A 24,628-nucleotide genomic window follows, 5' to 3' on the forward strand; every position below is an offset into this window, starting at 1 on the left:
CAATCCTGTTTCGCACGATATTGTGCTTTTATTGAGTGAATATGTTCACGTTATCGTGTCACTCCTTCAAGACCTGGTTCAGGAGTTGCAGCAGCGGATCGAGGGTCAGGCCATGGCCCCAAGCACGGCTGCGGTGGCGGATGCGGCTGGTTCGGAGCGCATCAATGTCACCCTGCCTCGGGGGGTGATGGATGACCTCAAGCGGCATGCTCTCGCCGAGGGGCGCAGTTGTGGAAATTTGGCCGCTTATCTGCTGGAAGAGGCCCTGCGTCGTCATCGTCCGCTGGGCTAAGCAAAGGATCAATCCAGAAACTTGTTGGCGATGTTCTCTGCCTCTCCACTTTGTTGAAGCTTCAAAATCGACACACCCATGGGCGTCCGCAGCGGGCTCGTTGGCTTGAGCACGAATCCGTAGGTTTCGTCCGACACGTTGAATGGTGCCAAACGCACCGCAAGATCCGGGTTGTTTTTGAGGTGATAGCGGATCGAGTGTCGATCGAAGATCAAGGCATCGGCCTTGCGTGACATCACCAACTGAACGGCGCTGGCGAGGTTGGGAGCTGGGACAACGCGCATCTCCCGGTTTTCCGCTAACTCCATTCCATCGGTGCCTTCAACGACGGCGACCCGTCGGTTGCTGAGCTGTTGAGGACTGTCGATCGCTGTTTCTGTGGCGCCTGAGAGAAACAACGTGAACGCCGACGCGAGGCTGGCGGTCAGGGAGGACACCGCAATCAGCGAGATCACCATCCAGGCTCCCGTGATGCCACGGCCGGTGCGCGTTACGGGCGCTTTGTCGCCATAGCCCACCGTCGTCAAGGTCACCAGGGCAAACCACATGCCGCTGCTGATGCCGGGAAGCCAGTCGCGGGGAAACTGTTCACTGTTCTTCTGCCGCTCGGCCATCCAGATCAGGCTGCCAACCACCAACAGCACGCTGATCAGCACCAAAACCGAGGAGATCACGGCCCAGCCGAAGAACACCTGAACGCGACTGAAAATGGAGGGTGTTTTGAGGGGAAGAAGGATGCCCTCCTTGCTCAGGAAGTAGGGCTGGGTGAAGTCAATCCCCGGGATGGCAAGTCGGCGGGAGGTGATGCTGATCGGGCCGACGAGCACGTCGATGCTTCCGTCGTCCACCGCTTCAATACCGTCTTTGGGCGTCGGTTGCTGAATCAGCTTGTAGCTGATGTTGTTGTCTTCGGCGACGCGCCTCCAGATTTCGAGGCTGATGCCGCTGAAGTGACTTCCGTCCTTGATCACGAAAGGAGGTGAGCCACTGATCCCAACCTTCAGCTGCTCGGCCTGCGCTGGAACTGCGCTGCTGATGCAGGCGAGCGCTAGTACGAAGGACCAGCGTCGAAGGGTTGGCATCAGCGCTGTTCCAATCGACGCACGATCACGGCCATTGCAGCCAGGGAACCCGCTAGCGCGATCAGCAGGGCAATGGTCATCGAAGGCTTAGGGATGGAGTGGTGCAGTCAGATTGGCATCTCTGGCTCCGAGTAACCAGTCGGCAACTTCCATCCTCAGGGCATAAGCACATTCGTAACGGCCCGCCTCCTCCAGAACCCTTAACCGTTGTTCGAGTGTTCGAAGAGTTGAAATCGCGAGCTGGTGTGGACCCTCGCTTCGCGCCACAATGAGTCTCCTGGAGGTCTCCAAAGCTTGAGGCACGACGTCGGGAATCAGATGCAGCCAGCGCTACAGATCCGACATCTGAACCATTCATGACCCCATTGGAGTGGGCCTGGGGCAAGAGCTCCCTGACGTTTTTGCCCCAGCGGGCGTTATGGCGGGCTGAGGGTCGTGAGCTGTTCGTGGCCGATCTGCATCTCGGCAAAGCCGAGGTGTTCCAGGCCCATGGCGTTCCCATGCCCAGTGACGGTGATCAAGGAACCCTGAATCCACTGCTGGCCCTGTGTCACGCCTGGGCGCCTGAGCGATTGTTTGTTCTGGGTGATCTGGTGCACGCCCGGATTGGCATCACAGCTCCGCTGCGGGACACGTTGTTGGCATTGCCTGATCTCTGTGGTTGTCCGGTTGTGCTGATCGGTGGGAACCATGATTGCGGCAGCTGGATTGAAGGCATGCCCCAGCAGCCATCACAGCGGCTTGGCAATTTCTGGTTAAGTCATGCCCCTGAACGGGTTCCGGAGCCAGGTTTGTTGAATGTGTGTGGCCATTTGCATCCCATGACCCGGCTTCGCAGCCGTTCTGATCAGTTGCGTTTGCCCTGCTTCGCCTTTGATCCGGATGGTCCGCGTCTTGTAATTCCCGCTTTCGGACAGTTGACGGGAGGCCATGACTGCGGCGACCGTTACCGGCAATGGCTGGTTGCTGACGGCTCCATCATTCCTTGGTTCAAACAACTCCCCCACCACCGAGAGCGAAGGATCGCGTGACTCAGCCTGCTGAGTTGCGGATCCGACCCAAGCAGAGCAGGCAGCTCCGCAAGAGATGGCTGCTGCTGGCGATGCCGTTCGTGGTTTTTGGCGGCTTGATCGCTCTGGCGCCTGTCGCTCCCGAGCGCTCCGATCGCGGTGCCCGGGATGTCAGCCCTGCTCAACAGAGACGGCTGGATGCTGAGCCTTTCAGCTACATCCCAGACGACGAGGTCTACGCCCTAGATCTCGATCCAAGACGGGTGCGGTTCGGGTTGCTGGAGGGCTGGGATCGTGAACAGGACGCTTACGAGGACAGCGCTGCTCTGGCCTATGTCTCAGGCCCCATGTATGAGCGCCATGTGGACAATGCTGGCCGTGAGATCACTGTGCCTCTAGGCGATCTCAAATTCGGTAGCAAGGTCTGGCGTGGGCGGAACCGCACGGCCTCACGGCAGCGTGCCTATGTCGGCATCCGCCATGACGGCAGCATTGATTTCGGCTATGGGGAGCTGACCGATACCCGCAGCCAGACCTACGACACCTTCATCGGTGGCCTCCACAGTCTCTACAACGACCTCGAGGCGCCGCCCGAGAGCTACAAGGGGGCTTACAGCATCAGCATGGGCCAGCGAATCCGTTACTACCTCCCGCGGATCCGCATGGTGATGGGACTGCGGCAGGACGGTCGCATGGAAGTGTTGATGAGCCGTGACGGTCTGACCCTCGAACAGAGCAAGGAGCTGGCCCATCGCAGGGGCTACCTCGCGGCTTACATGCCGGATCATGCGTCGAAGAGTCGGTTCATCATTCCTGGGGTCAAAGGATTCACCGAAGAGGACGCGAACTGGATCAGTGGTGGGGCGACCAGCTTTGTGCATGTGCCCTACATGCTGCGGTTGAGCCCGCGCCAGATCCCTCTGCAGGGCAACCTGATCGCTGGTCTGACGCCAAAACTGGTGATGGATGAGGCCTGCAATGGCCCTGCCGACTGTGTGTCGTCCTTCGGTAACCATCTCGCTGATCGCGCCCTGGCGGGGTTGAACAGGGTGATGGAACAGGGTGTCGAACCCTTGGCCAGGATGATTTGGGGACCATCAACCCCCATCAAGCCTGGGGCCCCTGCCGATGCCGGCGACGCTGGGGTTGATGTGGATCGAGCTCCTTTGCGGGAACCCCCCATCACGGCGGATCCGTTGGTCTTGCGGGAGCAGCCTGCCTTGATTCGGGAGCTGGAACCTGCCGAGCCCGATCCGGATGACAGTTGGATCGAGCCGCAGCCTTTCGCGCCGTTACCCCCCGATCTGCCGCCGCCGATCGTCCTCGATGAGCCCACGGCCAATCCCGCAGAGGTTCTCCTGGCGGAGCCTGTGGATGCAGTGACCTCTGATCTCCTTCAGGAGGCGCCGCCGCCACCTGATCTACCGCCCCTCCCGCCGGTGCCCCTATCGGTTGAGCAGGATTGAGTTTTGGAAACCGAGTGGTCCTGGTGGCCCATCCCCGGCACGCAACGGCGGGTCTTGGTGGCGCGTTTGCCCCAGTCCTCGACGCGAGCCGTGCAGCGGGCGTTGAGTGACACACTCACCTGCCGGCTGTTCGCCGATGCAGGACACGTCGTTGCTGTGGATGACATCGGCCGCACGATCTACGGAAAGCCCCAGGTGCGTGATCACCCCTTGCACCACAGCATTTCCAACACCAGGTCACTCACCATCGGGGTGTTGGGGCCCGGTCCGATTGGTGTTGATGTGGAAGTGCTGGACCGGCCTTTGCGCGTGGCGCCCGATCTCTTGACGCAACGACTGTTTGCCTCTGCCGCTGAAGCAACGGACTGTTTGGAGCATTGGACGCTGATTCAGGCCTGGACGGCGAAGGAAGCCGTGTTGAAGGCAGCGGGGCTGGGGCTCGCTGGAGGCCTCGCCAACGTGAGGATTGCGCCGGACGGGGCCGCGGCACGGCTCCATGGCTTGCGCTATTCGCTCAGCCTGTTGAAGCAGGAGGGCTTCAGCGTTGCTGTCGCAGAGTGCATCCGTGGCTAGAGGAAGTGATGGAGCATCGGAAAGCAGCGTGGTAACTCGACTTCAGCAACGTCTCGCCGAGGCCAACAATTTTCAGAAAGCGTTGATCACGTCCCTTCTCGCTTGGGTGGCCCTGGGAGTTTGGAGCTATCTCATCGTCGTCCCCATCCTGTCGGCCGTGGCATTTCTTTGGCTTGGGGTGACCGGCTGGCTCGTCTGGCAGATCTGGCGCAAACCAGCCTCCTGAGAACTTAAGAAATGAGGTTCAACAACTTATGATTCTGGACGATTTTTGGTTCGGGTTCGGTGGAATTCACGGTAGTGATTCTGAGTGAGCAGGTCGGCTCATATCCACAAATTATTTGGACCGAGTGGAAAGATCGCAATCGCAAGCAGATGAAAAGTCAGGGAGATCTCTGGTCGATGGCAACACTTTCTGGAGCCACAATTTGGGATTGTTTGGAGAGCAATCAAATTGATCGCCTCCATCTCGTTCAATGGAAGCCTGCCGAGGATTCGATGTATCAGGTCAGCCTTCCGCGCAGGTGAAGTCTCTGTTGGAGTTGCAACCCCTGCGGCTCATCAGCCGTTGGCTGGCTTCGTGAGCTTGTAGATGTTCAAGGCAAAGAGGGCCAGTCCAAAGCTGCCGAACAGGACGAGCAGGTCTTGGGTGCTGACAGCCATGGCTCTCGTTACAAAACTATGTTGACTAATGTAACGGAGGCGCAGGGATGCGTCATCTAGTCGTTCCTAGGGGGCCGTGGGCGGTCCTCTTTTTTATGACCTACCCCTTTGGTGCCACGAAGACAGACCTCGAGAAAGCTTTTCGCCTCCCAGACGCCCCTTCCTCTGGGGAAACTCAGGACCATGAGCCTGCTGCCCTGTCTGAGTCAGAATTGGCAGTCGTTTTGCACGAACACCCAGGCGTCTGAAAGTCGTCTTAATGAGCTGCGTGCATTAGGAATGAGCTCAAACAAACTTCGCCCTTCTTGAGGGCACACCTCTGAACTGCATCGGGGCTTATGAGCCGGTGATTCAATTTGTGGGCAGATTGTGGGCAGATTTTGATCCCAGCGTGATTGTTGATGGCATGCAGGTGTCATCTCGTACGCGTGGGCAAGCTTTGTCAGCCGGTGTCGGTTGATGTGTGGTCTAGAAGTTCACGAGGAGAAGCGGTTCAATTTTTTCCTCTTGATGACACAGCCGGCAATGCCGCAAATCACTTCGTGCGTCTCGTCGTTGCGTTGGATGTCGGTTGGATTGTCAACAGGTGCAAGGCGTTTGCCGATCCTGCGAGCTTCCTTGAGCCACTGAAATGTCATCTGGTCAAAAGCCAAGAGGTGGACAGTAAAAAGGCAAGGTCCCACCCCTGCCTCTCCTTCTCACGACGCATGAGGAAGACCTATGAGCTACCTCAACTCCACTGTCGACCGATTTGATGCAAAAGAAATCGGTTCAACAGCTCATTGCCAAAGGGTTGTCAGCCAGTGCGCTCTTTCGGGTCGCTGACGGGTGGTTGTTGATGTGCTTTCTTCTTGTTTTTTTGGTGGCAACCAAGCAACAGAACGTTCGTATCGCCTCTGGTTTCTCCTGCGCTTCACTGGGTTTACATACCTGATTGGAGAGCTACATCGTTCGCGATGTCTGCTCTTTCCAGTCGTCTTTGGCTTCTAGGCCGGGGTAAACCAGGAGCAGCACGTTCCAACGCGGTAGGCCAGGAGGATGAAGACCCCGATGGCTGCTGTGCTGAACGAAATTCCCATGGCCAGCTGACGGTTCTTCTCTTCAGCGGCCAAGTCGAATTGGGATTCGTTCAATGAAGATCTTCCGTTGCAAGGAAGCGTAGGCCATTTTGTATCGGTCGCGACACTTTTGAGTGGAAATACTGATGAACGTTGGCGCTCGATCTGGCAGGGTTTTGAGTCTCCGCCATGTCGTTGCCTGGAAAGCTCGCCGTTCGTGGGGCTGAGTTTTGAACAGCAAGGTTGGTTTTAGAGGTGACAGCCCCTTTGCATGCGCTCCATAGGCCAATGCAATGCCTTCACTCAATACCCCGGGTTAACCCAAGAAAGTCACGTCTCTGCGCGGTTGATGCACCTGACGGGAACGAACGCAGGCGAGCAGGATGCTCGACTCGCTTCCGCTTTGATTCTGTGGGCTGACATATCGATGCTCTCAAGCCGCCACATCGACATCCTTGTAGCCCAAGAAATTCACCACTTTCCTCTCCTGTCTTGAGGCAAGTGCTTCTTCTGCTAACCGAATGAGCTGTTGCTCTCTTGCTTTGATAGCGGTTTGCCACCTCCTCTTCGGCTTCTGATTGACAATCATGATCGAGCCCCTGGGCGGCAGGTACTTAGCTGGATTCATTAGAATCGCTTGGACGATGGAGATTAAGGATCTATTTCTTCTCAAATCGATTGTTTACATACTTGTTTAAGTAGGTTCATGCTGATACCTAGCTTTGGTATCTCATTGAACACTTGAAGGGCTGAGGACTTGTTATTGCAGGATCCACGGCCTGCCTGTCATCGCTTGACGCATACCAACGAACTCTGAACTCTCTCTCTGCGTGGCGTTGGCATTGCTTTGTGGTCATCGTTATGTCATCAATCGGGAGCCCACGATGATGCCTCTGTCAGAAGCGCCATGTACTGCGCCGACAGGTGTTTGAGAACTCAGGCTTGGTCTATTTGTCTACACAGTCCACCACGGAAGCTGGCGATACACACTCACTCGATCAAGCCAATCCAAGCGCTCAATGCTGCCCCCAGTCGAAGCCGAATCGCTTTTGAGCGGCAGTCTCCATCTCTTTCCGGATTTGTTGCATTGCCTCGCGGGCAAAGGCCTTCTCATTCTCCTGGGCGGTAATGATCTGCTTCGTGAGGGCACGTAGCTTTTCAATGTCCTTACAACTGTCAATCTCCCTGAATGCGGCTTCTAGATGGAACCTTTGTTCCACTGATAGATGGTGGTTGGTCATCAGAAAAAGTGAGGCTAGATACAGCCCTGGTTTGAAGCCAGGGCCGCTTGGGTGTTAACGAATAATCAGGCTGCAGAAATGCTAAAAGGTGCCGCCGGATAGCTTGTTGGCATTGGATCGGATTCGCCCGCAGCAAGAGCTTTGGCACGACGATACATGTCGCTGTTGGTTGCACCTCGGGCTTCCATTGCTGCAGCAACGACTGCCCAATTACGGATTTCAGTTGACATCTTTTGAAAAATATTGACTGCACAAATGTCGCAAGAACTGCATTCAACTGTGAGGTGGATAGCCGCCTGCAGGCCGAACCACAGTGACGGCAAGTGACTGCTAGCAAATACGGATCCAGCTTCTCAATTCAGAAGACCCCTGTTGCGCTCAAGCAAATCAATGTTGTTGCTAGAAGCACCCAGGCAACCAACTGCAGCCACTGTGTTAGTGGAGTTCCCATGGCTCAGTTGAGTGGGTCGTCCCATAGAGGTGGCTCGTCAAACTCCTCCAAAAGGGAGTTGGCTTCCAACTCTTTGCCCATCACAAGGAGGCGCACAATTCTGTCCCAAATAAAACGAGTCAGGTCTTCTGCCTCTCTCCCCTGGTGCCCGGTCTCGAACTTGATGGGCGGGACATCGCCTGTGTCGTCGTGGAACTGTGTGGTCAACGCCACGCGGTAGGAGGCTGCTACATCTCCGTCGTAACCCTCCTCGATTTGCAGATGACGTATCAACGGACCCCGTTCCCTTCGTCAAGTTGAAAAGCAGACATTGCTTCGCCCTCTGCAAAGCAAGGAGGCATGCTGAAGGCATGCAAGCCAAGACGTCAGAAGGTTTAGAGGTCCTCGTTGCTGTGGTTGTCACTGCTGGCTTGGTGGCAGGCAACCTCGTTTTGTTCTCGCCGTTGCGCGTTGATAACCGTATACAACCTTCCTCAGCAGTCCAAAAGATTGAATCCACACCGCGGTGACTTCAGCCTTGGTTGGATCGTTCACCAGTACATCAGCCAATCTCACTGGCTTGACCAGCATGGGGCAGGTGACTGGCTCCCTCTCATGGCGGCAAGACAGTTCAGGACGTTCCGATTTTCCATCCGATTCACAAACTGATGGAAGTCAACCTTGGTCTTCTGATAATCAGGGTGTTGTCTGAAAGGAGCACACATCAGCTTCACAAGTTCGTGTCGTTCTGGCTTTAGTTCCAGGTTGGGTAGTTGAATCATGTCCCTCTGGTGACCTACTACCAGTGTTTACAGAGCTTCGAGAGATGATATCCCTGAAATAGGGGAGCGGTCCAAATGAATCAATCCCTCAGATGGGGGAAGTCATTCCCTATTGATGCAGCAATGCTGTGAATACAGGGGAAAACCTATCAAAAAAGCCAATAAGAACCATCATGAAAAATTTCACACTGCCTTTTCTGGCCGGCGTAGCTGGCGCCTTTGTTGCTCTCGGTGTCGCTATCTCCACTCCCCCAAAAGCAGAAGCTGGCGGGATCTATCGGAATAACAATGGCGGTGGCGGGGTTTTGTTTGATGCAGCTGACCACTGCCCAGCTTGAGATGAGTAATTCCAACTACAGCGAGTCAAGGGAATCAGGCCGATACTCCGTCCAACGGCAAACGGCTTGTGACCCCTGAGGAGCAGTACGTGAAATGTATGGATGCTGCCTATGCCGCTGCTGATCAAGAGACTTGCCACAAGATGATGCGAAAGGCAGAAGGTGTTCTGCGAGGGGAGTTTGGTGCTGAGCAAGCAGCCGATGGTGCTGGAGAGGAAGCGTTCGCAGCCTGAAGGCACTATCCCCTTGTTGGTCTTAAAAGAACGAATTCAATCTCGACCCTGTGTGGCGTTGCAGTTGTTGCTAGGTAGTGTTAGCGCTTTTAGTTGATTTACCTTGAAAAGAGTCGTCAGCCTGCCAATGGGACTTCTGGTGAGTGCATTAATTGTGTCTCCCGCTTGCCCAAAAAGTTTCGAAGGAAAACGTAAGTGCAATCAACACCGCCCGGATGCGCCCTGAATCCATTAACGGTGGACTAAGCAACTACAGAGCAGCGAAATGTATGTACGCCACAGGTAAGGGAGGGGGCGACTGCTTGAAAAATGCCAGCGACGGCTTCTTGTTCGTCTTTGATGGTGGCGCCCCAGGCTGGCAAGAGGCAGCTTGAGCCACCAACGGTTGAAACTGAAATCCTGATCTCTGATGACGGAGCTTCTGTCTTGGAGGTCGTGTACAACGGCGATCCGCGTTAACCGAGACCCCCCCCCCACACACCACCACATGTAGTGGCCAGGCCACAAAAAAGCCCGCTGCTGGAGCGGGCCGGGTGATGGGGGCGTTCAGACTACCCCCAATAGCCGCTACATGCAGGGTCGCAGTCTTTGGAAAGACAATCGTTATGCAACTACACCACAGCATTAAGTGACTTTGTAGAACACCACATCTAGGGCATCTATGAGTACTATTCTTCCAACGCATCAAGATTTGGTGCAGATGGCCGGGTGATGGGGATTGCTACGGCTTTGAGAACCACTCCACATCTGGGGTGGTTTTTTTGTCTGCACCGAGCGTTTTATACCGACCCTGAATTTTGGATCAAGGCGAGGCAGCCGCCGTTTGGTCAGCTGTTGAGCTGCACCCAATGACCTTGCGAATTTCAACCGCTCTCCATTGAGCCCCTTTGATGCCAGTCAGCCTGGCCTCACAAGTGCTGGGTCTGGCTTAGGGGTGATCCACTTGAGTCTGTTGGCAGGAGATGCGAGCGCTTCGATGTCGTTCCCTGCCGCTTGCTTCCATGGCCTATCGCTTGGGAAGAGCTGCAGGGATTGACGAGCTGCACACGAGATCCCCGAAGCTGCTGAGTGGAAGCACTGGCCGGTGGGCTGAAGATGGTGGGGCGGTATCCCTACGCCCCGCACTCATGTTCAAGGCTTTGCCCTATGCACTGTGGCTTTTGTGCAGAAAAAAGCCCCGGTGTTCGATGCCGGGGCTACCGCCTCTCATGACGTGACTCAGGTCTAGCAGGCTGCGTAAGTATTTATGCGTACGGTTAATACGGTCTTCCAGTAAAAGCCTTCGCTGACGAAGCGAAGGCGGGCATTGAAGTGGGCGATCAAGCTGGCAGCGCTCGGCGGGGGTGATGCTGAGGTCGCTACGAGGTGCAAAAGGGGAAGGCAGCGGTCGTTGTTGCGATCCTCGATTCGATCCGACAAGAAATTCTGAGCAAAGCCACACTGGCGACATGGCAAATAAACCCTGGTTCCAGGCCAACATCCATGCTCCCGGCACAGGCTTTGCGCTGTTGGTCATCGCGTTCTGCTTGCTGATTCAGACCATTCCATCGGCGATCTGCGTATTGACCCCAAGAAATGGATGGGATCCACCGCTGTCTCCAGAGAGGGTCAGATACTGCAAGGGCGGTTAATTGAGAGGCCTCTGAAGCAGGAATATTCCGATAACCAATCCAAGCGGAACACCTCAGGCAGTCACGTTCAGGTCATGACCTGCGACACGCGCAGTAACCCTCATTGGGTTGACAAAGGGTGCATCATCAATATGTTCGCTGTGAACTTTTCGATGACAAACGTCCGCGAGATGGTCAACCTCCATCTGCCAGTTGTGCTCAAAGTGATCAACAGTGCTGCATTGGTCGTCATTGCATTGTCTTCCCTCTGCGCGGCTGACTCTCTGAAAGAGATGGCAGGCGAGGGTGCTGCTTCAGCAGTGATTGTCGAGACGGACTGAACGTCTCAGTAGGAAAGGGGGCGTTTCGCTCGCCCCCTTGAAGGCCGTGAGTCCTGCTTCCCAGGCTGAATCAGTCATTCAACTCATCTGTTGTCTAAGCCGCATCAGAGCAGATGGGATTGAGTGGAGCGACTGCTTGAACATCTCCGAGGAAGCGACCTTCGCCTTCTGGCTCGACAGGGTCAGTACCCAAAGAATTGGCGCAAACTCTTGGCAACGACCTGGTAGAGGGAGATGGGCTGGGTACCTAAAGAGAGGTGAAGCCTGGTTGCTTTTGTAGTAGTGCGCTACAGACTTCAATTTGTACGGTGCAGAGACCGTGCGCTGGAGGGTCGGGGGTGGTGCCTCGGCCTTTTTCTTTGGTCGGCCTGCCGAGGTTGATCCAGAGGGCTCCACCACGATTGAGTGACATGGCACAACAAAGCCTGTTACTGCGCTGGGCCGAGTGAGGTGTGACCACGTCATGTGGTCACGTCTGATCCATGCCTCAAGACTCCCTGCATTGCCCAGCTCCTGCTGGGAGAACTTGTCGCAGCACCACGCTCCAAGGATCCTTACAGCTTCAAGTGTTGGCTATGCGGCGGCATCCAAGACCTTGAGGAGCCAGTTGCGACCGAGCTGCTTTTGGGTTGGTATCTGGGGATGAGCCTTTCGTCAGATCGGGGCATAAAGCTTGCTGGAAAAATCCTTCTCTCAGCTGATTTCCCTTGTCGGCGATGGCCAAATCACGCATCTCTTTCTTGTTGATTTTGTTTGGATGAGTGTTGAGCTTGAATTTGAACATCTCCTGGCCTTCCTTTCTCCTAGAGACAAGTATTGCATCAGTCTGATTTGTCGCCTAAGGGGTGATTCCTTTGGCTCATCACCGTCAGGAATGAAGGTTTTTTGTTGTTTTGACGTCGCCGCTTTTCGGGGGATTGCTTTCGCTTTTAAATAATCTCTGAGAAGGTATTCCAGGAGCGCATATAAACCAGGTTTATTCCTGAAAGCTTCGCCGGGTCAATGCTATTTCGCGGTCAATGCTATGCCCTTTGTTTCGCCTCTTCGATCATCAAAACCGATCAGCGCTTGAACACGCCGTTGCAATCTCCAGGGGCTGGTTTCACAAAGCAGTGACCCTCTGGTGACCAATATCCAAGGGCCGGAAACGAAAGGCCTTGGGCCCGTGCTTCGGCGTTGACAGCAGCAACACCTCGGGCCTGGATCAGCACGTTTCCGTCGCCATCAACAAGGTCAAGGAAGTCATTTTCTTTGGTTTCCTCCGTCGGGTTGGCATGCCCATGCAGGGGAACAACCGCAACCACACAAGCAATCAGTAGGAAGCGCAGCATCGAACTTGAAAGGGAATAAAGGAGATCAGTTGCTGGTGACGACCACAGGTGTACCCACCTTGATCCGGTTGTACACCTGAATCACGTCGGTGTTCAGCATGCGGATGCAGCCAAGGCTGACTGCGGCTCTTAATTTCACCCAGTTGGGCCATGCGGTGCCGTGGATGGCGTATTCGCCTGTCCCGATCTGCACGTAAGCCACGTAGCGCACTCCCACGGGGTTCTTCGGACCGGGAGCAATGACCTTGCCCTTCTTGTGATACACGGGCTGCGGGTCCATTTTGGTAACCGAATAGCTTCCCGCCGGAGTCGGTGATTCCGGTGCGCCGATCGCCACGGGGTACTTGCCAATCACCTTGCCGTCATCAAGGAGGGTGAGATATCGGTCTTTGAGGCTGATCTGGATGGAGGTTTCGGCTTGCGCCGGAACCACGGCCATCGCGCCAAGGCCCAACGCCGCCGTCAGGAGGAGTGAACGTAGCTGCATCGGTTTGCGCAACAGGCGACCGCAGGCATTTTGACCTATTCGAAAGGGGCTAGCGTCATCCCGCCGCTTTGCCCGTGCCTGAACGATGACCCGCTGCTCCTCAATCAGCCGTGTCTTGGCCGCTGGGGCGGCTGCTGTTGTGTCTGCTCTCGCGTTCAACATGCCCTCCAGGGCTGGCTTCACGGCCGAGCAGCTGGCCGGTTTTGAAGTCACCCATCTGCGTGGTGTGGTCAATGCCGTGCTGCCGAAGCAGAAGGTGATCGAGGTGATCGATCCAGAAGGTCATAAGGAAATTGTCACGGTCGGAATCGACATGGCGCCGCTTCGCCTTCGCAAGGGAGATCGCGTGGATGTTTCCGTGTTGGACGGCCTGGTGGTTGATCTAGATCGCAGCAAAGAAACAGCGCTGAGCTTCAATCGCGAAGACATCTACATGCCAATGGACATGGGTCCCTTGAAGAAAGGCATGCGGGTGGCCCTGGCTTCAGGTACAGCAAGGGTGTTGAAGGTGTCGGCGACCGACCGCAGCCTGAGCCTGATGGGCCCGCTCGGCGGCATCCACAACCTGGATGTTGTGATGCCCAGTGGCAGTGATCTCTTCCCTGCGCTTAAGGCAGGCGATCTGGTCGATTTCCGCTTGATTCAGCCCGTGGCCGTGGGCATTGATCGGGTCTCTTCACCCGCTCAAAAGGCAGGGTCGTCACAGAAACAACCCTTGTTGAGTGCCGTTCCTGCTCGCACCACCAGCTTGAAGGCCGAGCTGCTGGAGGCATTTGAGCTCTCGCAGGTGCAGGGAACGCTGCTGCAGTTCAAGCCTGGCCAGCAGGTGATGGAAGTGCAGAGCCCCTACGGGCACAACCTATTGATCACCATGGGTGGCGAGCTCAAAACAGCCGGTCTCAGCAACGGTGATGAGGTCATCATCGACATCCTCGACGGGCTGGTGGTGGATCTGCGCAAAAGCTCTGTGAACACCCTCACGTTCACACGCCAAGACGTGATCTTGTCTGAGGATTTCGGTGAGGTGCGCAAAGGAGCCCGGGTGGCGATGGCCACCGGCACCGCTGAAGTTGTGAAAATCTCCGAACAAGACCATGAACTCAGCCTGAGGGGGCCTTTCGGAGGGGTCCATAACCTTGATGTTCGCAATGGGCTCAATGGCGATCCGCTCGCCCAGCTCAAGGTGGGTGACTTCGTCAGTTTCCGTTCGATTCAACCCATTGCGATCGGGATTCGGCCGGCCCTCTGATTCAGCCCGCGTTATGGGAGGCGAGGGCACGCACCACATCGCCTCGGGTGATCACGCCGACGGGACGTTGGTTCCCATCCAGGACGAACAGGCGTTGCGTTCCCCGTTCATGGAGCTGGGATGCTGCCCTTGGGAGCGGTAGGTCGGTCCCACAGCTATGGGAGTCCTTGCGCATGAGATCGCTCACGCTCGTGCCGAGGACTTGGTGCACTTGCTTGTCCCAACTCAGGGGATTGCGCAGGTAGATCACGCTGTCCAGAAGCATGACGTAAGGGCCGGCATCAACGCCACTCTCCCGAACCATCAGATCCTGCTCTGTCAGTTCGCCGATCAGACGCCCTTCCGTATCCACCACCGGCAAACCGCTGACGTGGTGGTCACTGATCATTTGGACAGCCTGCTGCAATGGGGTCTCGGGCGTGACAGTCAGAACAGGCTGCGTCATCACATCAGCCACCGTGAGCTGCAGGACCATGATCGGAGTTGAGCTATCCGCATTCTGAGCGTTGTCTCTGCCTTTGCGTTCGATCGCCAACGGACTCACCGTGGCGCGAGCGGTTGCCGGTCTACCTCTCGTTATCGCGTTGCAGCTGGGCTGGCAGGGCTGGGCCTGGTGGTTGCTGCTGCTGGCGGGTCTCAGTGATGCGGCCGACGGCTGGCTCGCGCGCCGGGCTGGTGGTGGAAGCAGCTGGGGTGCGCGTCTGGACCCCCTGACCGACAAAGTGCTGATCGCGGCTCCGTTGCTCTGGTTGGCGTCGTCCGCGGTGCTCCCGCTCTGGGCCGTCTGGTTGCTGCTTGCCCGTGAATTATTGATCTCGGGATGGCGAGCCCAGGCCAGTGATGGGGCGCCTGCATCGTTGTCGGGAAAAGCCAAGACGATTCTTCAGTTCGTCAGCTTGTTGTTGATGCTCTGGCCCTCCGGCTGGATCGGTTCTCCCTGGCTGCCGAGCCTGGGCTGGTGGCTGTTCTGGCCATCCCTCGCCCTGGCTCTGAGTTCAGCTCTCGCCTACATCACTCCCCGATCAGCGCCACGTCAGAACTGAAGTCCGGCTCAGCGGTTGGGTTCAGGGCATAGTCATTGGTGTAGCTGTCGGCCAGGCCCTTGGCCAGGTCAAAGCTTGGTTGCCAGGCCAGTTCGCGTTCGACCCGAGTGATGTCGGTGAGGAAGTGATTGAGCCGTAAAGGGAAGGCCTTTCGGGCCTTCGGGTCGAGCTCGCTGGGATTGAAACTGCGCAGGTCGAGGCCGTCGGGATCACGACCGCAAGCCACCGCTGCTGAGCGAATCAGGCCCCGGAAGGTGATGCCCTGTCTACCGGAACAGTTGTAGATGCGGTTGGCTGCAGCATCCACCTCGATGCAACGGGCCATCGCTTCAGCCAGATCCTCCACATGGCCCAGTTGGGTGATGGTGCTGCCGTCGCCGGGGAGCGGAATCGGTCGGTTGTGAACGATGCGGTCGAAGAACCAGCGTTCGACGGGGTTGTAGTTGCCAGGGCCGTAGATGTAGGTCGGCCGGAAGCTGGTGAAGGCAATGCCTTCACGCCGCAGCCAGGCTTCGGTGTCGGCCTTGCCGGCATGACGGCTCTGCGGGTCGGTGGGGCTGGACTCATCCAAGGGCCACTGGTCGGAGTCGGCGTAGACCCCGGCCGAACTCACGTAAACGAATCGATGGCTTGGGGCCCCGGTGATGTCCACAACCCGGCTGCTGTCTTCTTGCTTGCGGCCGGAACTGTCGACGATCACATCGAAGCTTCGGCCCTGAAGCGCACTCAATCCTTCATCGCTGCTGCGGTCGCCACGGAGGTGTTCCACGCCGGTCGGGACAGGGTTCTTGCCGCGGGTGAACAGGGTGAGTGCATGGCCCTGGGCCTGCAGGCGGGCTACCAGGGGCCTGCCCACGAAGCGGGTTCCCCCCATCACCAGGATCTTCATGCACTTGGGCCCGAAAAGCGCAGCCATTGAAGCGTGGCGCTGCAGGATGGTGGGTCTCTGGTCCAACCCCGATGGAGATCATCCCCGCCATTGATTTGCTCGATGGAGCCTGCGTCCGGCTTCACCAAGGGGATTACGACCAAGTGACGCGTTTCAGTGAGGATCCCGTCGCTCAGGCCCTCAGCTGGCAGAGCCAGGGGGCGACACGGCTGCACCTGGTGGATCTCGATGGCGCCAAACGGGGTGAGCCGATCAATGACGCAGCGGTGCGGGCCATCACCGCCGCCCTCGACATTCCTGTTCAGCTCGGTGGTGGCGTGCGCTCCCTCGAACGCGCCGAAGAGTTAATCGCCTGTGGCCTGGACCGGGTGATCCTCGGCACGGTGGCCATCGAACAGCCGGAGTTGGTCCAGGAGTTGGCCCAACGCCATCCCGGCCGCATCGTGGTCGGCATCGATGCCAACGACGGCCGGGTGGCGACCCGGGGATGGATCGAGCAGAGCGATGTTCTGGCCACCGATCTGGCTCAACAGTTCAGTGCTGCCGGCATTGCTGCGATCATCACCACCGACATCGCCACCGATGGAACCCTCGCCGGCCCCAACCTGGATGCCTTGAGAACCATGGCGCAATGCAGCGCTGTTCCTGTGATCGCCTCGGGTGGCATCGGTTGCATGGCTGACCTCCTGGCGCTCTTGCCGCTCGAGCCCCTCGGTGTTTCCGGGGTAATCGTTGGGCGAGCTTTGTATGACGGTCGTGTCGCCCTAGGCGAAGCCATCGCAGCGATCGGTGCTGCCAGGCTTCAGGACGTCACCGCAGTGGCTGCAGACATCGCCTGAGCTGGTCTTGGGCCTTATGGTTGATGGAGCAGGCACCTTTTGTGGTAAGAGCAGCCGCCACTCAGACCAGCACGCTGTCCCCTCCGGGCAGCTTGCAGCAGGTGTTTGAGCAATGCCGACGGCTGGGAATGCGCCTCAGCCGCCAAAGACGCATGGTGCTGGACCTGCTCTGGAGTGAAAAAAGCCACCTCAGTGCTCGAGATATTTTTGAACAACTGAATCTGAGGGGCCGCAGCATCGGCCATACCTCGGTGTATCAGAACCTCGAAGCCCTGCAGTCGGCAGGCGTGATCGAGTGTCTGGATCGTGCGAGTGGTCGCTTGTACGGCTATAGGAGCGATCCCCACAGCCATCTCACCTGTTTGGACAGCGGTTCGATCGAAGATATCGATGTCGTTCTCCCGCCAGATTTGTTGCGTCAGATCGAACAGCGCACCGGCTTTCATATCGAGTCGTACACGCTGCAATTGAACGGCAGGCGCGCACTGGAGGATTGAGCAGAAGCTCGTTACCTTGAGCCCAACTGCTTGGGTTCAGCGCTTGGCCTCTCCTTCACCGGTGCGGATGTTGCTGCTCGCTCCGGATCTGCTCGGAGAGTCGCTGGCGCTAAAACTCACGTCCGCCCATGACGATTGGGAGGTTGTTCTTCGCCCAGAGAGACTGACGGGGTCTCCGGCCTTGGTGATTTGGTCGATCGACCGCGTGGCCTCGTTGGCGGCGATTCAACAGGAGCTGTTCGCATTGCAGGAGCGCTGGCAACCGGCCCCGGTTCTGCTGCTTTTGCCTAGCGAGATCCGGTTGTCGCGGGAGCAGCTGCTGGGTCTGCCAGCGGCCGGCTTGCTTCAAAATGCCGATTCGCAGAGCCTGCAGAACTCGATTGAAATCCTGCTGCAGGGGGGGCGGGATATTCGTCTTGAGGCCCCTTCGGAGGGGAGGCGCCAAGACCAGACCATGGGCCTTGGGCAGTGGCTGTTGGTGAGTGGGTTGCAGCAGGTGAGCCGCGAGCTCGAGTTGGTGGAAGTCATGCTGAATCCGCCCCCGCAGCAGGCGTTGCTCTTCGCGTTGCTGACGGGTCGTCGTCGCGAACTTCAGTTCGCCAAAGGGCTGCTGCTCTGGCTCTGGGGGCCACTCCAGCTCGGTCTCGAGGATGCAGAACCCCTTACCTCAACGGCGTCATCTTCCCCTGGATCACCGACGACCACGGCGATCAGTCTCAGAGAACGCAATGCCGTTGCTGTCTGGGATGCCATCCGCGACCGCATTGATGGCTCGGTTCAGGCTGGACTGACCAATTCCACCGGTCGTCTTCTAGCGATTGAGGGATTGCATCCAGAGCGGCGCCGGGAGTTGCTGCTGGCCTTGCTGCAACAGCTCGATCAGGTTTTGCAGCGTCTGCGCACCCGCCAGGACGGTACGGCGATGGCGCAGGCCTGGGATGCCCTGCAGCCGGAGTTACGCCAGCAAGCGCTCACCGCCCTGGCGGGCAGCTATGTCCAGATCCCCTGCAATGGGGAGCTGCAACCGGTCGTGGCGTCACTGCTGAGCCGTGCTGATCTCACCGGGGCGGATGGAGAGATGCCTGATCCAACGGGGATGCTGGCTCCGCTGGTGGCAGATCAACCGATGCTGGTGAACGGGTTGCTGTTGCCGGCGGATGACCCCAGGGCATTCCTGCAGCTCGAAACGCTAGTTAGCAATTGGCTGGTCAGAACGGCTGAACTGATTGGGGCAGAACTCCTCGATGCTTGTGGTGACTGGCCTGAGCTGCGTCGTTATCTCCTGCGCGATCCCCTCCTGGCGACCCGAGAACTCGATCGCCTCAGAAATCGCTTGAACACCCAGCTGCGTTGGGCCGACTGGGTCGAGCGCCCGATCCAGCTCTATGAGAGTCAGCGCACCTTGTTTCAGCTTCGGGCTGGTCGCATCGAACCGCTGCTGCTGACGGAGCCCCGTGACAACGAGTTGAATCAGCTCGGTTGGTGGCAGCGACAGGTGGCGTTGCTGTTGGAGGCCAGGGATGCCCTCGCACCGCAGGTGCAGGCCGTGGTGCGTCGAATTGGCGATCTTGCCGTGATCCTTCTAACCCAGGTGCTGGGCCGGGCCATCGGACTTGTTGGGCGTGGCATTGCCCAGGGAATGGGTCGCAGCCTCGGCCGCAGTTAGGGCTCCGGGTCCACAATGGCGATCCGCTGCTTCGGCTTGATGCTTGCTTTGGTGCGCTGTCTGATCACCGTGTCGATCGCGCTGCTGCTCCATGTCGCCCCAGCGTCCGCTGTGTTGAACAGCGACAGCTACGACGGCAACATCTATGCCCTTTATGCCGGCAACGGCTCTTTGGTTCCTCCTCCCAACACCCTGGAGGACTCCCTCGCGGAGGGACGGACAGCTGTGATCGTTTATTACCTCGACGACAGCGCCGTCAGCAAACGCTTCGCCCCGGTGGTGTCGGAGCTGCAACGGCTTTGGGGACGCAACATCGATTTGCTGCCTCTCCCAACCGACCCGCTTCAGGGACGAGAAGCGCTTGGGCCGGCTGACCCCGCCACCTACTGGTCCGGAGCCATTCCTCAAGTGGTCGTGATTGGCACGGATGGCCGGGTTGTCTTCGATCAGAACGGCCAGGTCCCTCTGGGGGTGATCAATAAAGCCATCAGCGCATCCACCGGACTTCCGGCTCCTGATTTGGGCCGGATTAATCAGGAAGGCAGTTTCAACGAAGTGAACATCGAAGTCACGGCGAACTGAGACGCCCACAGCCACGCCGCCTACGCTGCCGGCCAGTTGTCCCGGTCGTTGAGCCGGATCCGCTGTGTCGCTGCTGTTTGCTCCGCTTGGCCTTGGACTTTGTGTGGCCTGGCTTGAGCTCCGTCATCGTCTCCGGCCAGCGTCTCCGTTGCGGATGACTCCCCTGGACTGGCGCGTGGACGAACTGGGCGGCCGTCTCCGCGTTGAAGGTGTGCTGGAGATCAGCAACCCCCATCAACGCATGGAGGTTTTTGTGCCGGAACTGCGGGTCGAACCCGTGCTTCTGGGCTCGTCAGACCCCGCCGGTCTGGAGGTCAAAACGCGGATCATTGCTGACCATCCCGATGAGGAGACCCGGGAAGATGGCTACTGGCCGGCTTACATCGTCAAGGGCCGTAAGAGCACACGCGCCAAGGTCTCGATCGAGATCACCGGTCCTTCTCCCTCCGCTCGGGTCGACAGCCTCTGGGTTGATGCTCACTGGCTGAATTACGGACCATTTGGTCGGTTGCAGCGCCGTCAGGGTGTGCTGGTTCCACTTCGGCGTCCTGAACCACTGCAGCCCGATCAAGCCCGCTTCAGAGAAGGAGAGGGGTGCCGTGTACTGCCGCTGCGAACCCACTTGCTCGGTCCGTTGGATGATGCCATTGCGGTCTTGCGCACCTATGCCGCTGACCTGATTCAGCCCGGTGACATCCTCACCATCGGGGAGACCCCCGTTGCGGTGATCCAGGGGCGCTACCGCCACCCCAGTGAAGTCGAGCCTGGAATGGTCGCGCGTCTGGCTTGCCGGGTGTTCCACCCCACCAGCAGCCTGGCGACAGCTTGCGGGATGCAGACGTTGATCGATCTGGTGGGGCCGACCCGGGTTCTTGCCGCCTTGCTGGGGGGGCTGTTGATGAAGCTGGTTGGTATTTCCGGAGGGTTCTATCGCCTTGCTGGTGATCAGGCCCGTTTGATTGATGACATCACAGGAACCACCCCCCCTTATGACCAAACCATTGTTCTCGGTCCATCCCGTGCCGAGCAGTTCTGTCGTGATGCCTCTGCCGAACTCGGTGTTGACGTCGCCATCGTGGACGTCAACGACCTCGGCCGCGTGAAGGTTCTGGCCTCCAGTCCAGGTTGTGACGAGGGATTGCTGGGGAGGGCCCTGCGTCCCAATCCCGCTGGCAATGCCAATGAGCGCACCCCACTGGTGTTGGTGCGGCCAGGGCTGGAATGAGCGATACATTGTGATCAGTTGGGGTTGGAGGGTGTCCGGTGACAGAGCCCAAGACAACCTCAATTCGCATTGAGCCCCTTAATCCGGCCCATCTGGCGCGGTGGGTTCAAGATGCGCCGGTTGAGCAGCTGTCGCGTTTTCAGGGCTTTTTGATCGGTGAATGGCTCTCTTCAGTGGAGCAGCGCTTCCCTGATCTGCTCCCCAGTCGCTCGCCGCGTTGCTTGCTGGCCCTCGATGGTGACCGCCCAGTGGCCAGCGTTGTTGCCCGGCCGTTCAACCGTCGTGGCAGCTGCTGGATCCTCCAATTGCCGGAGCTGCTTGGCCCGGTTGATGATCACAGTCATCGGATGGTCCAGCAGGCCCTGCTTCAGCAGGCCCTGCACTCCTGGACGGCCCAGATCTGCAGCTGGGTGATCCGCTGTCCGGCCACCGATGCCAATGCCATCGCCCTGCTGCGGGAGCTTGGTTTTCAACCGCTTCGCCCGTATCAGTGCTGGTGTCCACCTGGTGGCGAGGTTGAGTCAATGGGCAGCGATCAGCTGCCTGCGGGTCTGCGTTGGGCGGCACTGAACCGCCGCACCGCCCAGTTGCTGTGGCCGATTGAGCAGGGCGGTAGCCACAGCCACCTGCGTCAGATCACCGACCGCCATTGGCTGGATCTGCTGGACAGGAACGGACCCGGCTGCGGCGTGCTCATGGCCGGAGACGCTGTTCTGGCGGGCTGCATTCGACTCCCGGATGCAGGAGAGGCCGGTCTTGTGGAGCTGATGCGGGACATGGCCTGGGATCCACGGCTGGATCAGGCCCTTCCCAGCGTCTTGAAAGGGATCCTTCAACGCGGCCGCCCCCGCGGGCTGCTTACGGCGTTTGACGATGCACCCCTCAGCAAGATTCTGGAGGCGGAGGGTTGGACCCGCGGTGATGAGCAGCTGCTGCTCGGACGCAGCATGTGGCGTCGTCAGTCACCCCAGCGCAACCTGCAACTGACGCGATCGCTGGATCAGGTGCTGGGTCGTCTGCGGCCCCAAGGCACACCCCTTCCCACACCAAGCCTTGGCGATCGGCGTTGATGCGTCCGCGACCCTGTTCGATCCTCAGCCTGGATGTGGGCCGGCGGCGCATCGGTCTGGCCGGTTGCGATGCTCTCGGCATCAGCGTGACGCCCCTCGCTGCCCTGCGTCGAGGTCGGTTTGATGCCGATCTGATCGTTCTGCGTGCCCACTGCCGTGAACGTTCGGTGCAGGGCCTCGTGGTCGGATTGCCCCTGGATGCTGCGGGCCAGCCCACGGCCCAGGCGGAACACTGTCGGCGCTACGGCCTCCGACTGGCCACTGCCCTCGACCTGCCCCTGGCTTGGGTGAATGAGCACAGCAGCACCTGGGCGGCCGGGGAACAATTTGGGCTAACGGGGGACCGCAGCGGACGTCTGGACAGTGCCGCCGCTGCCCTGCTGCTGGAGCAATGGCTTGCCGAGGGTCCGGAGCTCAAACCGGCCCAATAGAGTGCTTCAAGGTCGGGCGCCGGGGCGGCCGATGGTGGATCCTGAGCCCAGTCAGAGTCGCGTCGATGTCTGAGTCGGGACCCGGAAAGAGCAGCGATCACCCCACCCTGCTGGTCCGCGATCGCGAGGGCCATGACCTGCTGTGTTTCCTGGAACATCTGATTCCCCTCGAGGGGCAGGACTACGCCTTGCTGTCACCGGTTGACACGCCGGTTTCCCTGTTTCGGCTCAATGACGATGCTGAGCCGGTGCCGATCACGGAAGTCGCCAGCAGTGAGCCGATTCTTTCGGTGGCTGATGTGGTGCTCCAGGAGCACGACCTGGTCTTGGTGCGATCGGCGATCACCCTCACGGTGAGTGGTGAATTGGATGAGCCGGATCAAGATGATCTCGATGAGCTGGAAGAGGACGACGACGTTGACGAGGACGCCGAGACCTTTGAGCTGTTGGTGAGCTTCATGGTCGAAGCGGAGGAATACGGCCTCTACATTCCGCTCGACCCGTTCCTCGTTCTGGTGCGGATGGTGGACGGTCAGGCGGTGCTGCTGAGCGACGATGAGCTGGACCGTGTTCAACCTTTGATTGAGGCGGAACTGGAGGAGCGTGAATGGCCGGATTAACGGGACAGCACTGGTTGACTCCTGATTGGGATCCACGGCTCACCATTGCCCAGCTCTCGCTGCCCCATCTCACTGCCCATGGTCTGCGGGCCGCGGTTATTGATGTCGACCGCACCCTTCTGCCCGGTCGTGATGTGACCCTGCCAGGCCCGGTACACGACTGGTTGGTCGATGCAGGCCGCCGCATGCAATTGCACTTGTTCAGTAACAACCCCTCCCGCGATCGGATCGCCGCAGTGGCCGATCAGCTGGGGGTCAGCTTCACCTCCGGGGCTGGAAAGCCGCGCCGTGGAGCACTGCGCTTCGTTGTTCGCGATCTCGCGGTTCCACCGACCACGATCGCAATGATCGGTGACCGCCTGTTCACAGATGTGCTCTGCGGCAACCGCATGGGGCTCTACACGGTGTTGGTCCGACCCGTTCAGGATGACGGCAAGCCCTGTCGCCATGACCGTGTACAGCGGCTTGAACGCGCCTTGGCGCGTTGGATGGGGGCGCCTTCAGCATGACCCTGTGGGTCGTGAAAATCGGCACCAGCCTCCTGAGGGGTGAGACCGCTGCAACCATTGAGGGCTACGCCCGTTGCTTCGCAGCGGCCATGGCCCGTGGGGATCAAGTGGTGCTGGTCACCAGTGGTGCCGTCGGGCTGGGATGCCAGAAGCTGGCCATGTCCAGCCGACCGGACACGGTTGTGGCTTTGCAGGCTGCTGCGGCCATCGGCCAGGGCGCGCTGATGGCTCTTTATGAACGCGCCATGGCCCGTCATGGTTGTTCGGTGGCGCAGGTGCTGCTGACCCGCTCCGATCTGGCGGATCGACGTCGTTATCAGAATGCTTCGGGCACCTTGAGGCAGTTGCTGAGCTGGGGGGTGATGCCGGTGATCAACGAGAACGATGCCTTGTCGACGGCGGAGTTGCGTTTCGGCGATAACGACACCTTGTCGGCCCTGGTCGCCGCAGCCGTTGAAGCGCAGCAACTGATCTTGCTGACGGATGTTGATCGGCTGTACTCCTCGGATCCCCGGGTCGATGCCGACGCCGAGCCGATCTCGGATGTTCGCCACCCCAGGGATTTGGACCAATTGGAACAGGGGGCTGGGGATGGTGGTCGCTGGGGTACGGGGGGCATGACGACCAAGCTGGCGGCAGCCCGAATCGCCACCGCCAGTGGCATCACGGTGCAGCTCGCCGATGGCCGCAATCCTTCCCGCTTGGAGGCCTTGCTGCAGGGGGAACGAGGTGGAACGGTGTTCCATCCCCACCCCGAACCCCTGGGCAATCGACGCAGTTGGCTGGCCCACGTGCTCCGGCCTGAGGGTGAACTGCAGCTGGATGCGGGGGCCTGTGATGCGCTGAAACACCGTGGCGCGTCTTTGCTGCTGGTGGGTGTGACGGCGGTGCGGGGCGACTTCGCCGCCAATCAACCCGTTCAGTTGCTGGACCCCCAGGGTCAGGACGTCGGCCGCGGCCTCTGTTCGATGGACAGCGACCAGCTGCGGGCCGTCATGAACGCCCCATCGCTAGGGGAGTCCTCCCCGGTGGTGGTGCATCGCGATGCTCTGGTGCTGCGCAGTCGTTAAC

At 58.8% G+C, this 24,628-nt stretch carries 32 protein-coding genes; 19 read left to right on the forward strand and 13 right to left on the reverse strand.

Going from position 1 to position 24,628, the window contains the following annotated elements:
* The first annotated feature begins 55 nt into the window (after positions 1-55).
* A complete protein-coding gene (locus FZZ92_RS00935) occupies positions 56-292 on the forward strand; it encodes a CopG family transcriptional regulator (RefSeq protein WP_115025268.1) in 237 nt (78 codons plus the stop codon).
* A gap of 8 nt (positions 293-300) precedes the next feature.
* Here the strand turns inward: FZZ92_RS00935 and FZZ92_RS00940 are convergent, their stop codons facing one another.
* Positions 301-1,374 carry a transporter substrate-binding domain-containing protein gene (locus FZZ92_RS00940; RefSeq protein WP_226422351.1) on the reverse strand — a complete coding sequence of 358 codons (1,074 nt, stop codon included), beginning with the start codon at positions 1,372-1,374 and terminating at the stop codon, positions 301-303.
* Positions 1,375-1,730: 356 nt separating this feature from the next.
* Here FZZ92_RS00940 and pdeM point away from each other — a divergent pair, with 356 nt between their 5' ends.
* The 5 genes from pdeM to FZZ92_RS00965 all read left to right on the forward strand — a co-directional run bounded on the left by pdeM (position 1,731) and on the right by FZZ92_RS00965 (position 4,951).
* Positions 1,731-2,405: a ligase-associated DNA damage response endonuclease PdeM gene (gene pdeM, locus FZZ92_RS00945; RefSeq protein WP_226422352.1), complete on the forward strand. Its 675-nt coding sequence runs from the start codon at positions 1,731-1,733 to the stop codon at positions 2,403-2,405.
* A 71-nt stretch (positions 2,406-2,476) separates the two neighbouring features.
* The gene (locus tag FZZ92_RS00950; protein ID WP_226422666.1) at positions 2,477-3,850 is read left to right on the forward strand and encodes a hypothetical protein; all 1,374 of its coding nucleotides are present in this window, start codon (positions 2,477-2,479) and stop codon (positions 3,848-3,850) included.
* A 3-nt stretch (positions 3,851-3,853) separates the two neighbouring features.
* Entirely contained in the window at positions 3,854-4,423 is a 570-nt protein-coding gene (locus tag FZZ92_RS00955) for a 4'-phosphopantetheinyl transferase superfamily protein (protein WP_226422353.1), read from the forward strand.
* Positions 4,416-4,649 carry a hypothetical protein gene (locus FZZ92_RS00960; RefSeq protein ID WP_226422354.1) on the forward strand — a complete coding sequence of 78 codons (234 nt, stop codon included), beginning with the start codon at positions 4,416-4,418 and terminating at the stop codon, positions 4,647-4,649. Before FZZ92_RS00955 ends, FZZ92_RS00960 begins: the two co-directional genes overlap by 8 nt.
* A 59-nt stretch (positions 4,650-4,708) precedes the next feature.
* Entirely contained in the window at positions 4,709-4,951 is a 243-nt protein-coding gene (locus FZZ92_RS00965; RefSeq protein ID WP_226422355.1) for a hypothetical protein, read from the forward strand.
* A gap of 611 nt (positions 4,952-5,562) precedes the next feature.
* Here the strand turns inward: FZZ92_RS00965 and FZZ92_RS00970 are convergent.
* From FZZ92_RS00970 to FZZ92_RS01000, 7 genes are all read right to left on the reverse strand, one after another.
* Entirely contained in the window at positions 5,563-5,724 is a 162-nt protein-coding gene (locus FZZ92_RS00970) for a hypothetical protein (RefSeq protein WP_226422356.1), read from the reverse strand.
* A 348-nt stretch (positions 5,725-6,072) separates the two neighbouring features.
* The gene (locus FZZ92_RS00975; RefSeq protein ID WP_170952224.1) at positions 6,073-6,219 is read right to left on the reverse strand and encodes a hypothetical protein; all 147 of its coding nucleotides are present in this window, start codon (positions 6,217-6,219) and stop codon (positions 6,073-6,075) included.
* 358 nt (positions 6,220-6,577) lie between these two features.
* Entirely contained in the window at positions 6,578-6,772 is a 195-nt protein-coding gene (locus FZZ92_RS00980) for a hypothetical protein (RefSeq protein WP_226422357.1), read from the reverse strand.
* A 388-nt stretch (positions 6,773-7,160) separates the two neighbouring features.
* Positions 7,161-7,385 (reverse strand): hypothetical protein, encoded by a 225-nt coding sequence (locus FZZ92_RS00985; protein ID WP_115025260.1) that lies wholly within the window; start codon positions 7,383-7,385, stop codon positions 7,161-7,163.
* Between the two features lie 65 nt (positions 7,386-7,450).
* Positions 7,451-7,708, reverse strand: coding sequence for a hypothetical protein (locus FZZ92_RS00990; protein WP_137006879.1), 258 nt, complete (start codon positions 7,706-7,708; stop codon positions 7,451-7,453).
* 131 nt (positions 7,709-7,839) lie between these two features.
* Positions 7,840-8,109: a hypothetical protein gene (locus FZZ92_RS00995; RefSeq protein ID WP_226422358.1), complete on the reverse strand. Its 270-nt coding sequence runs from the start codon at positions 8,107-8,109 to the stop codon at positions 7,840-7,842.
* Between the two features lie 637 nt (positions 8,110-8,746).
* Complete coding sequence (locus FZZ92_RS01000) at positions 8,747-8,950, reverse strand: hypothetical protein (RefSeq protein WP_226422359.1); 204 nt, start codon at positions 8,948-8,950, stop codon at positions 8,747-8,749.
* Positions 8,951-10,873: 1,923 nt separating this feature from the next.
* Here FZZ92_RS01000 and FZZ92_RS01005 point away from each other — a divergent pair.
* Complete coding sequence (locus FZZ92_RS01005) at positions 10,874-11,119, forward strand: hypothetical protein (RefSeq protein ID WP_226422360.1); 246 nt, start codon at positions 10,874-10,876, stop codon at positions 11,117-11,119.
* A gap of 562 nt (positions 11,120-11,681) precedes the next feature.
* On the opposite strand, the gene FZZ92_RS01010 is transcribed toward FZZ92_RS01005, so the two are convergent.
* From FZZ92_RS01010 to FZZ92_RS01020, 3 genes are all read right to left on the reverse strand, one after another.
* The gene (locus tag FZZ92_RS01010; protein ID WP_226422361.1) at positions 11,682-11,903 is read right to left on the reverse strand and encodes a hypothetical protein; all 222 of its coding nucleotides are present in this window, start codon (positions 11,901-11,903) and stop codon (positions 11,682-11,684) included.
* A 277-nt stretch (positions 11,904-12,180) separates the two neighbouring features.
* On the reverse strand, positions 12,181-12,450 hold the full coding sequence (locus FZZ92_RS01015; RefSeq protein ID WP_115025254.1) for a hypothetical protein: 270 nt from the start codon (positions 12,448-12,450) through the stop codon (positions 12,181-12,183).
* A 25-nt stretch (positions 12,451-12,475) separates the two neighbouring features.
* Positions 12,476-12,937 carry a L,D-transpeptidase gene (locus FZZ92_RS01020; RefSeq protein WP_115025387.1) on the reverse strand — a complete coding sequence of 154 codons (462 nt, stop codon included), beginning with the start codon at positions 12,935-12,937 and terminating at the stop codon, positions 12,476-12,478.
* Between the two features lie 85 nt (positions 12,938-13,022).
* Between FZZ92_RS01020 and FZZ92_RS01025 the strand changes: the two genes are divergently transcribed.
* Positions 13,023-14,186, forward strand: a complete 1,164-nt coding sequence (locus FZZ92_RS01025; RefSeq protein ID WP_226422362.1) for a hypothetical protein — start codon at positions 13,023-13,025, stop codon at positions 14,184-14,186.
* A 1-nt stretch (position 14,187) separates the two neighbouring features.
* Here the strand turns inward: FZZ92_RS01025 and FZZ92_RS01030 are convergent, their stop codons facing one another.
* Positions 14,188-14,661 carry a CBS domain-containing protein gene (locus tag FZZ92_RS01030; RefSeq protein WP_115025252.1) on the reverse strand — a complete coding sequence of 158 codons (474 nt, stop codon included), beginning with the start codon at positions 14,659-14,661 and terminating at the stop codon, positions 14,188-14,190.
* Positions 14,662-14,692: 31 nt separating this feature from the next.
* On the opposite strand from FZZ92_RS01030, the gene FZZ92_RS01035 reads away from it, so the two are divergent.
* Complete coding sequence (locus FZZ92_RS01035) at positions 14,693-15,229, forward strand: CDP-alcohol phosphatidyltransferase family protein (RefSeq protein ID WP_115025251.1); 537 nt, start codon at positions 14,693-14,695, stop codon at positions 15,227-15,229.
* Here FZZ92_RS01035 and FZZ92_RS01040 read toward each other — a convergent pair.
* Entirely contained in the window at positions 15,198-16,118 is a 921-nt protein-coding gene (locus FZZ92_RS01040; protein ID WP_226422667.1) for an NAD-dependent epimerase/dehydratase family protein, read from the reverse strand. The two genes, FZZ92_RS01035 and FZZ92_RS01040, sit on opposite strands and share 32 nt — an antisense overlap.
* A gap of 71 nt (positions 16,119-16,189) precedes the next feature.
* On the opposite strand from FZZ92_RS01040, the gene hisA reads away from it, so the two are divergent.
* From hisA to proB, 10 genes are all read left to right on the forward strand, one after another.
* Positions 16,190-16,957 (forward strand): 1-(5-phosphoribosyl)-5-[(5-phosphoribosylamino)methylideneamino]imidazole-4-carboxamide isomerase, encoded by a 768-nt coding sequence (gene hisA, locus FZZ92_RS01045; RefSeq protein WP_115025385.1) that lies wholly within the window; start codon positions 16,190-16,192, stop codon positions 16,955-16,957.
* A gap of 128 nt (positions 16,958-17,085) precedes the next feature.
* Positions 17,086-17,454 (forward strand): Fur family transcriptional regulator, encoded by a 369-nt coding sequence (locus FZZ92_RS01050; RefSeq protein ID WP_226408286.1) that lies wholly within the window; start codon positions 17,086-17,088, stop codon positions 17,452-17,454.
* 67 nt (positions 17,455-17,521) lie between these two features.
* Positions 17,522-19,120: a DUF3685 domain-containing protein gene (locus tag FZZ92_RS01055; RefSeq protein ID WP_226422668.1), complete on the forward strand. Its 1,599-nt coding sequence runs from the start codon at positions 17,522-17,524 to the stop codon at positions 19,118-19,120.
* Positions 19,121-19,135: 15 nt separating this feature from the next.
* Positions 19,136-19,702: a thylakoid membrane photosystem I accumulation factor gene (locus FZZ92_RS01060; protein ID WP_226422363.1), complete on the forward strand. Its 567-nt coding sequence runs from the start codon at positions 19,136-19,138 to the stop codon at positions 19,700-19,702.
* A gap of 64 nt (positions 19,703-19,766) precedes the next feature.
* On the forward strand, positions 19,767-20,927 hold the full coding sequence (locus FZZ92_RS01065) for a F420-0:Gamma-glutamyl ligase (RefSeq protein WP_226422364.1): 1,161 nt from the start codon (positions 19,767-19,769) through the stop codon (positions 20,925-20,927).
* A gap of 38 nt (positions 20,928-20,965) precedes the next feature.
* Positions 20,966-21,997 (forward strand): hypothetical protein, encoded by a 1,032-nt coding sequence (locus tag FZZ92_RS01070; protein ID WP_226422365.1) that lies wholly within the window; start codon positions 20,966-20,968, stop codon positions 21,995-21,997.
* Entirely contained in the window at positions 21,997-22,428 is a 432-nt protein-coding gene (ruvX, locus tag FZZ92_RS01075; protein WP_226422366.1) for a Holliday junction resolvase RuvX, read from the forward strand. Before FZZ92_RS01070 ends, ruvX begins: the two co-directional genes overlap by 1 nt.
* Before the next feature lie 65 nt (positions 22,429-22,493).
* A complete protein-coding gene (locus tag FZZ92_RS01080) occupies positions 22,494-23,048 on the forward strand; it encodes a DUF3727 domain-containing protein (RefSeq protein WP_115025245.1) in 555 nt (184 codons plus the stop codon).
* Complete coding sequence (locus FZZ92_RS01085; RefSeq protein ID WP_226422367.1) at positions 23,036-23,557, forward strand: YqeG family HAD IIIA-type phosphatase; 522 nt, start codon at positions 23,036-23,038, stop codon at positions 23,555-23,557. Before FZZ92_RS01080 ends, FZZ92_RS01085 begins: the two co-directional genes overlap by 13 nt.
* On the forward strand, positions 23,554-24,627 hold the full coding sequence (proB, locus tag FZZ92_RS01090; protein WP_226422368.1) for a glutamate 5-kinase: 1,074 nt from the start codon (positions 23,554-23,556) through the stop codon (positions 24,625-24,627). Before FZZ92_RS01085 ends, proB begins: the two co-directional genes overlap by 4 nt.
* Position 24,628 lies beyond the last annotated feature (1 nt).

This window comes from Synechococcus sp. MU1611, assembly GCF_020514255.1.
Lineage (GTDB): Bacteria > Cyanobacteriota > Cyanobacteriia > PCC-6307 > Cyanobiaceae > Parasynechococcus.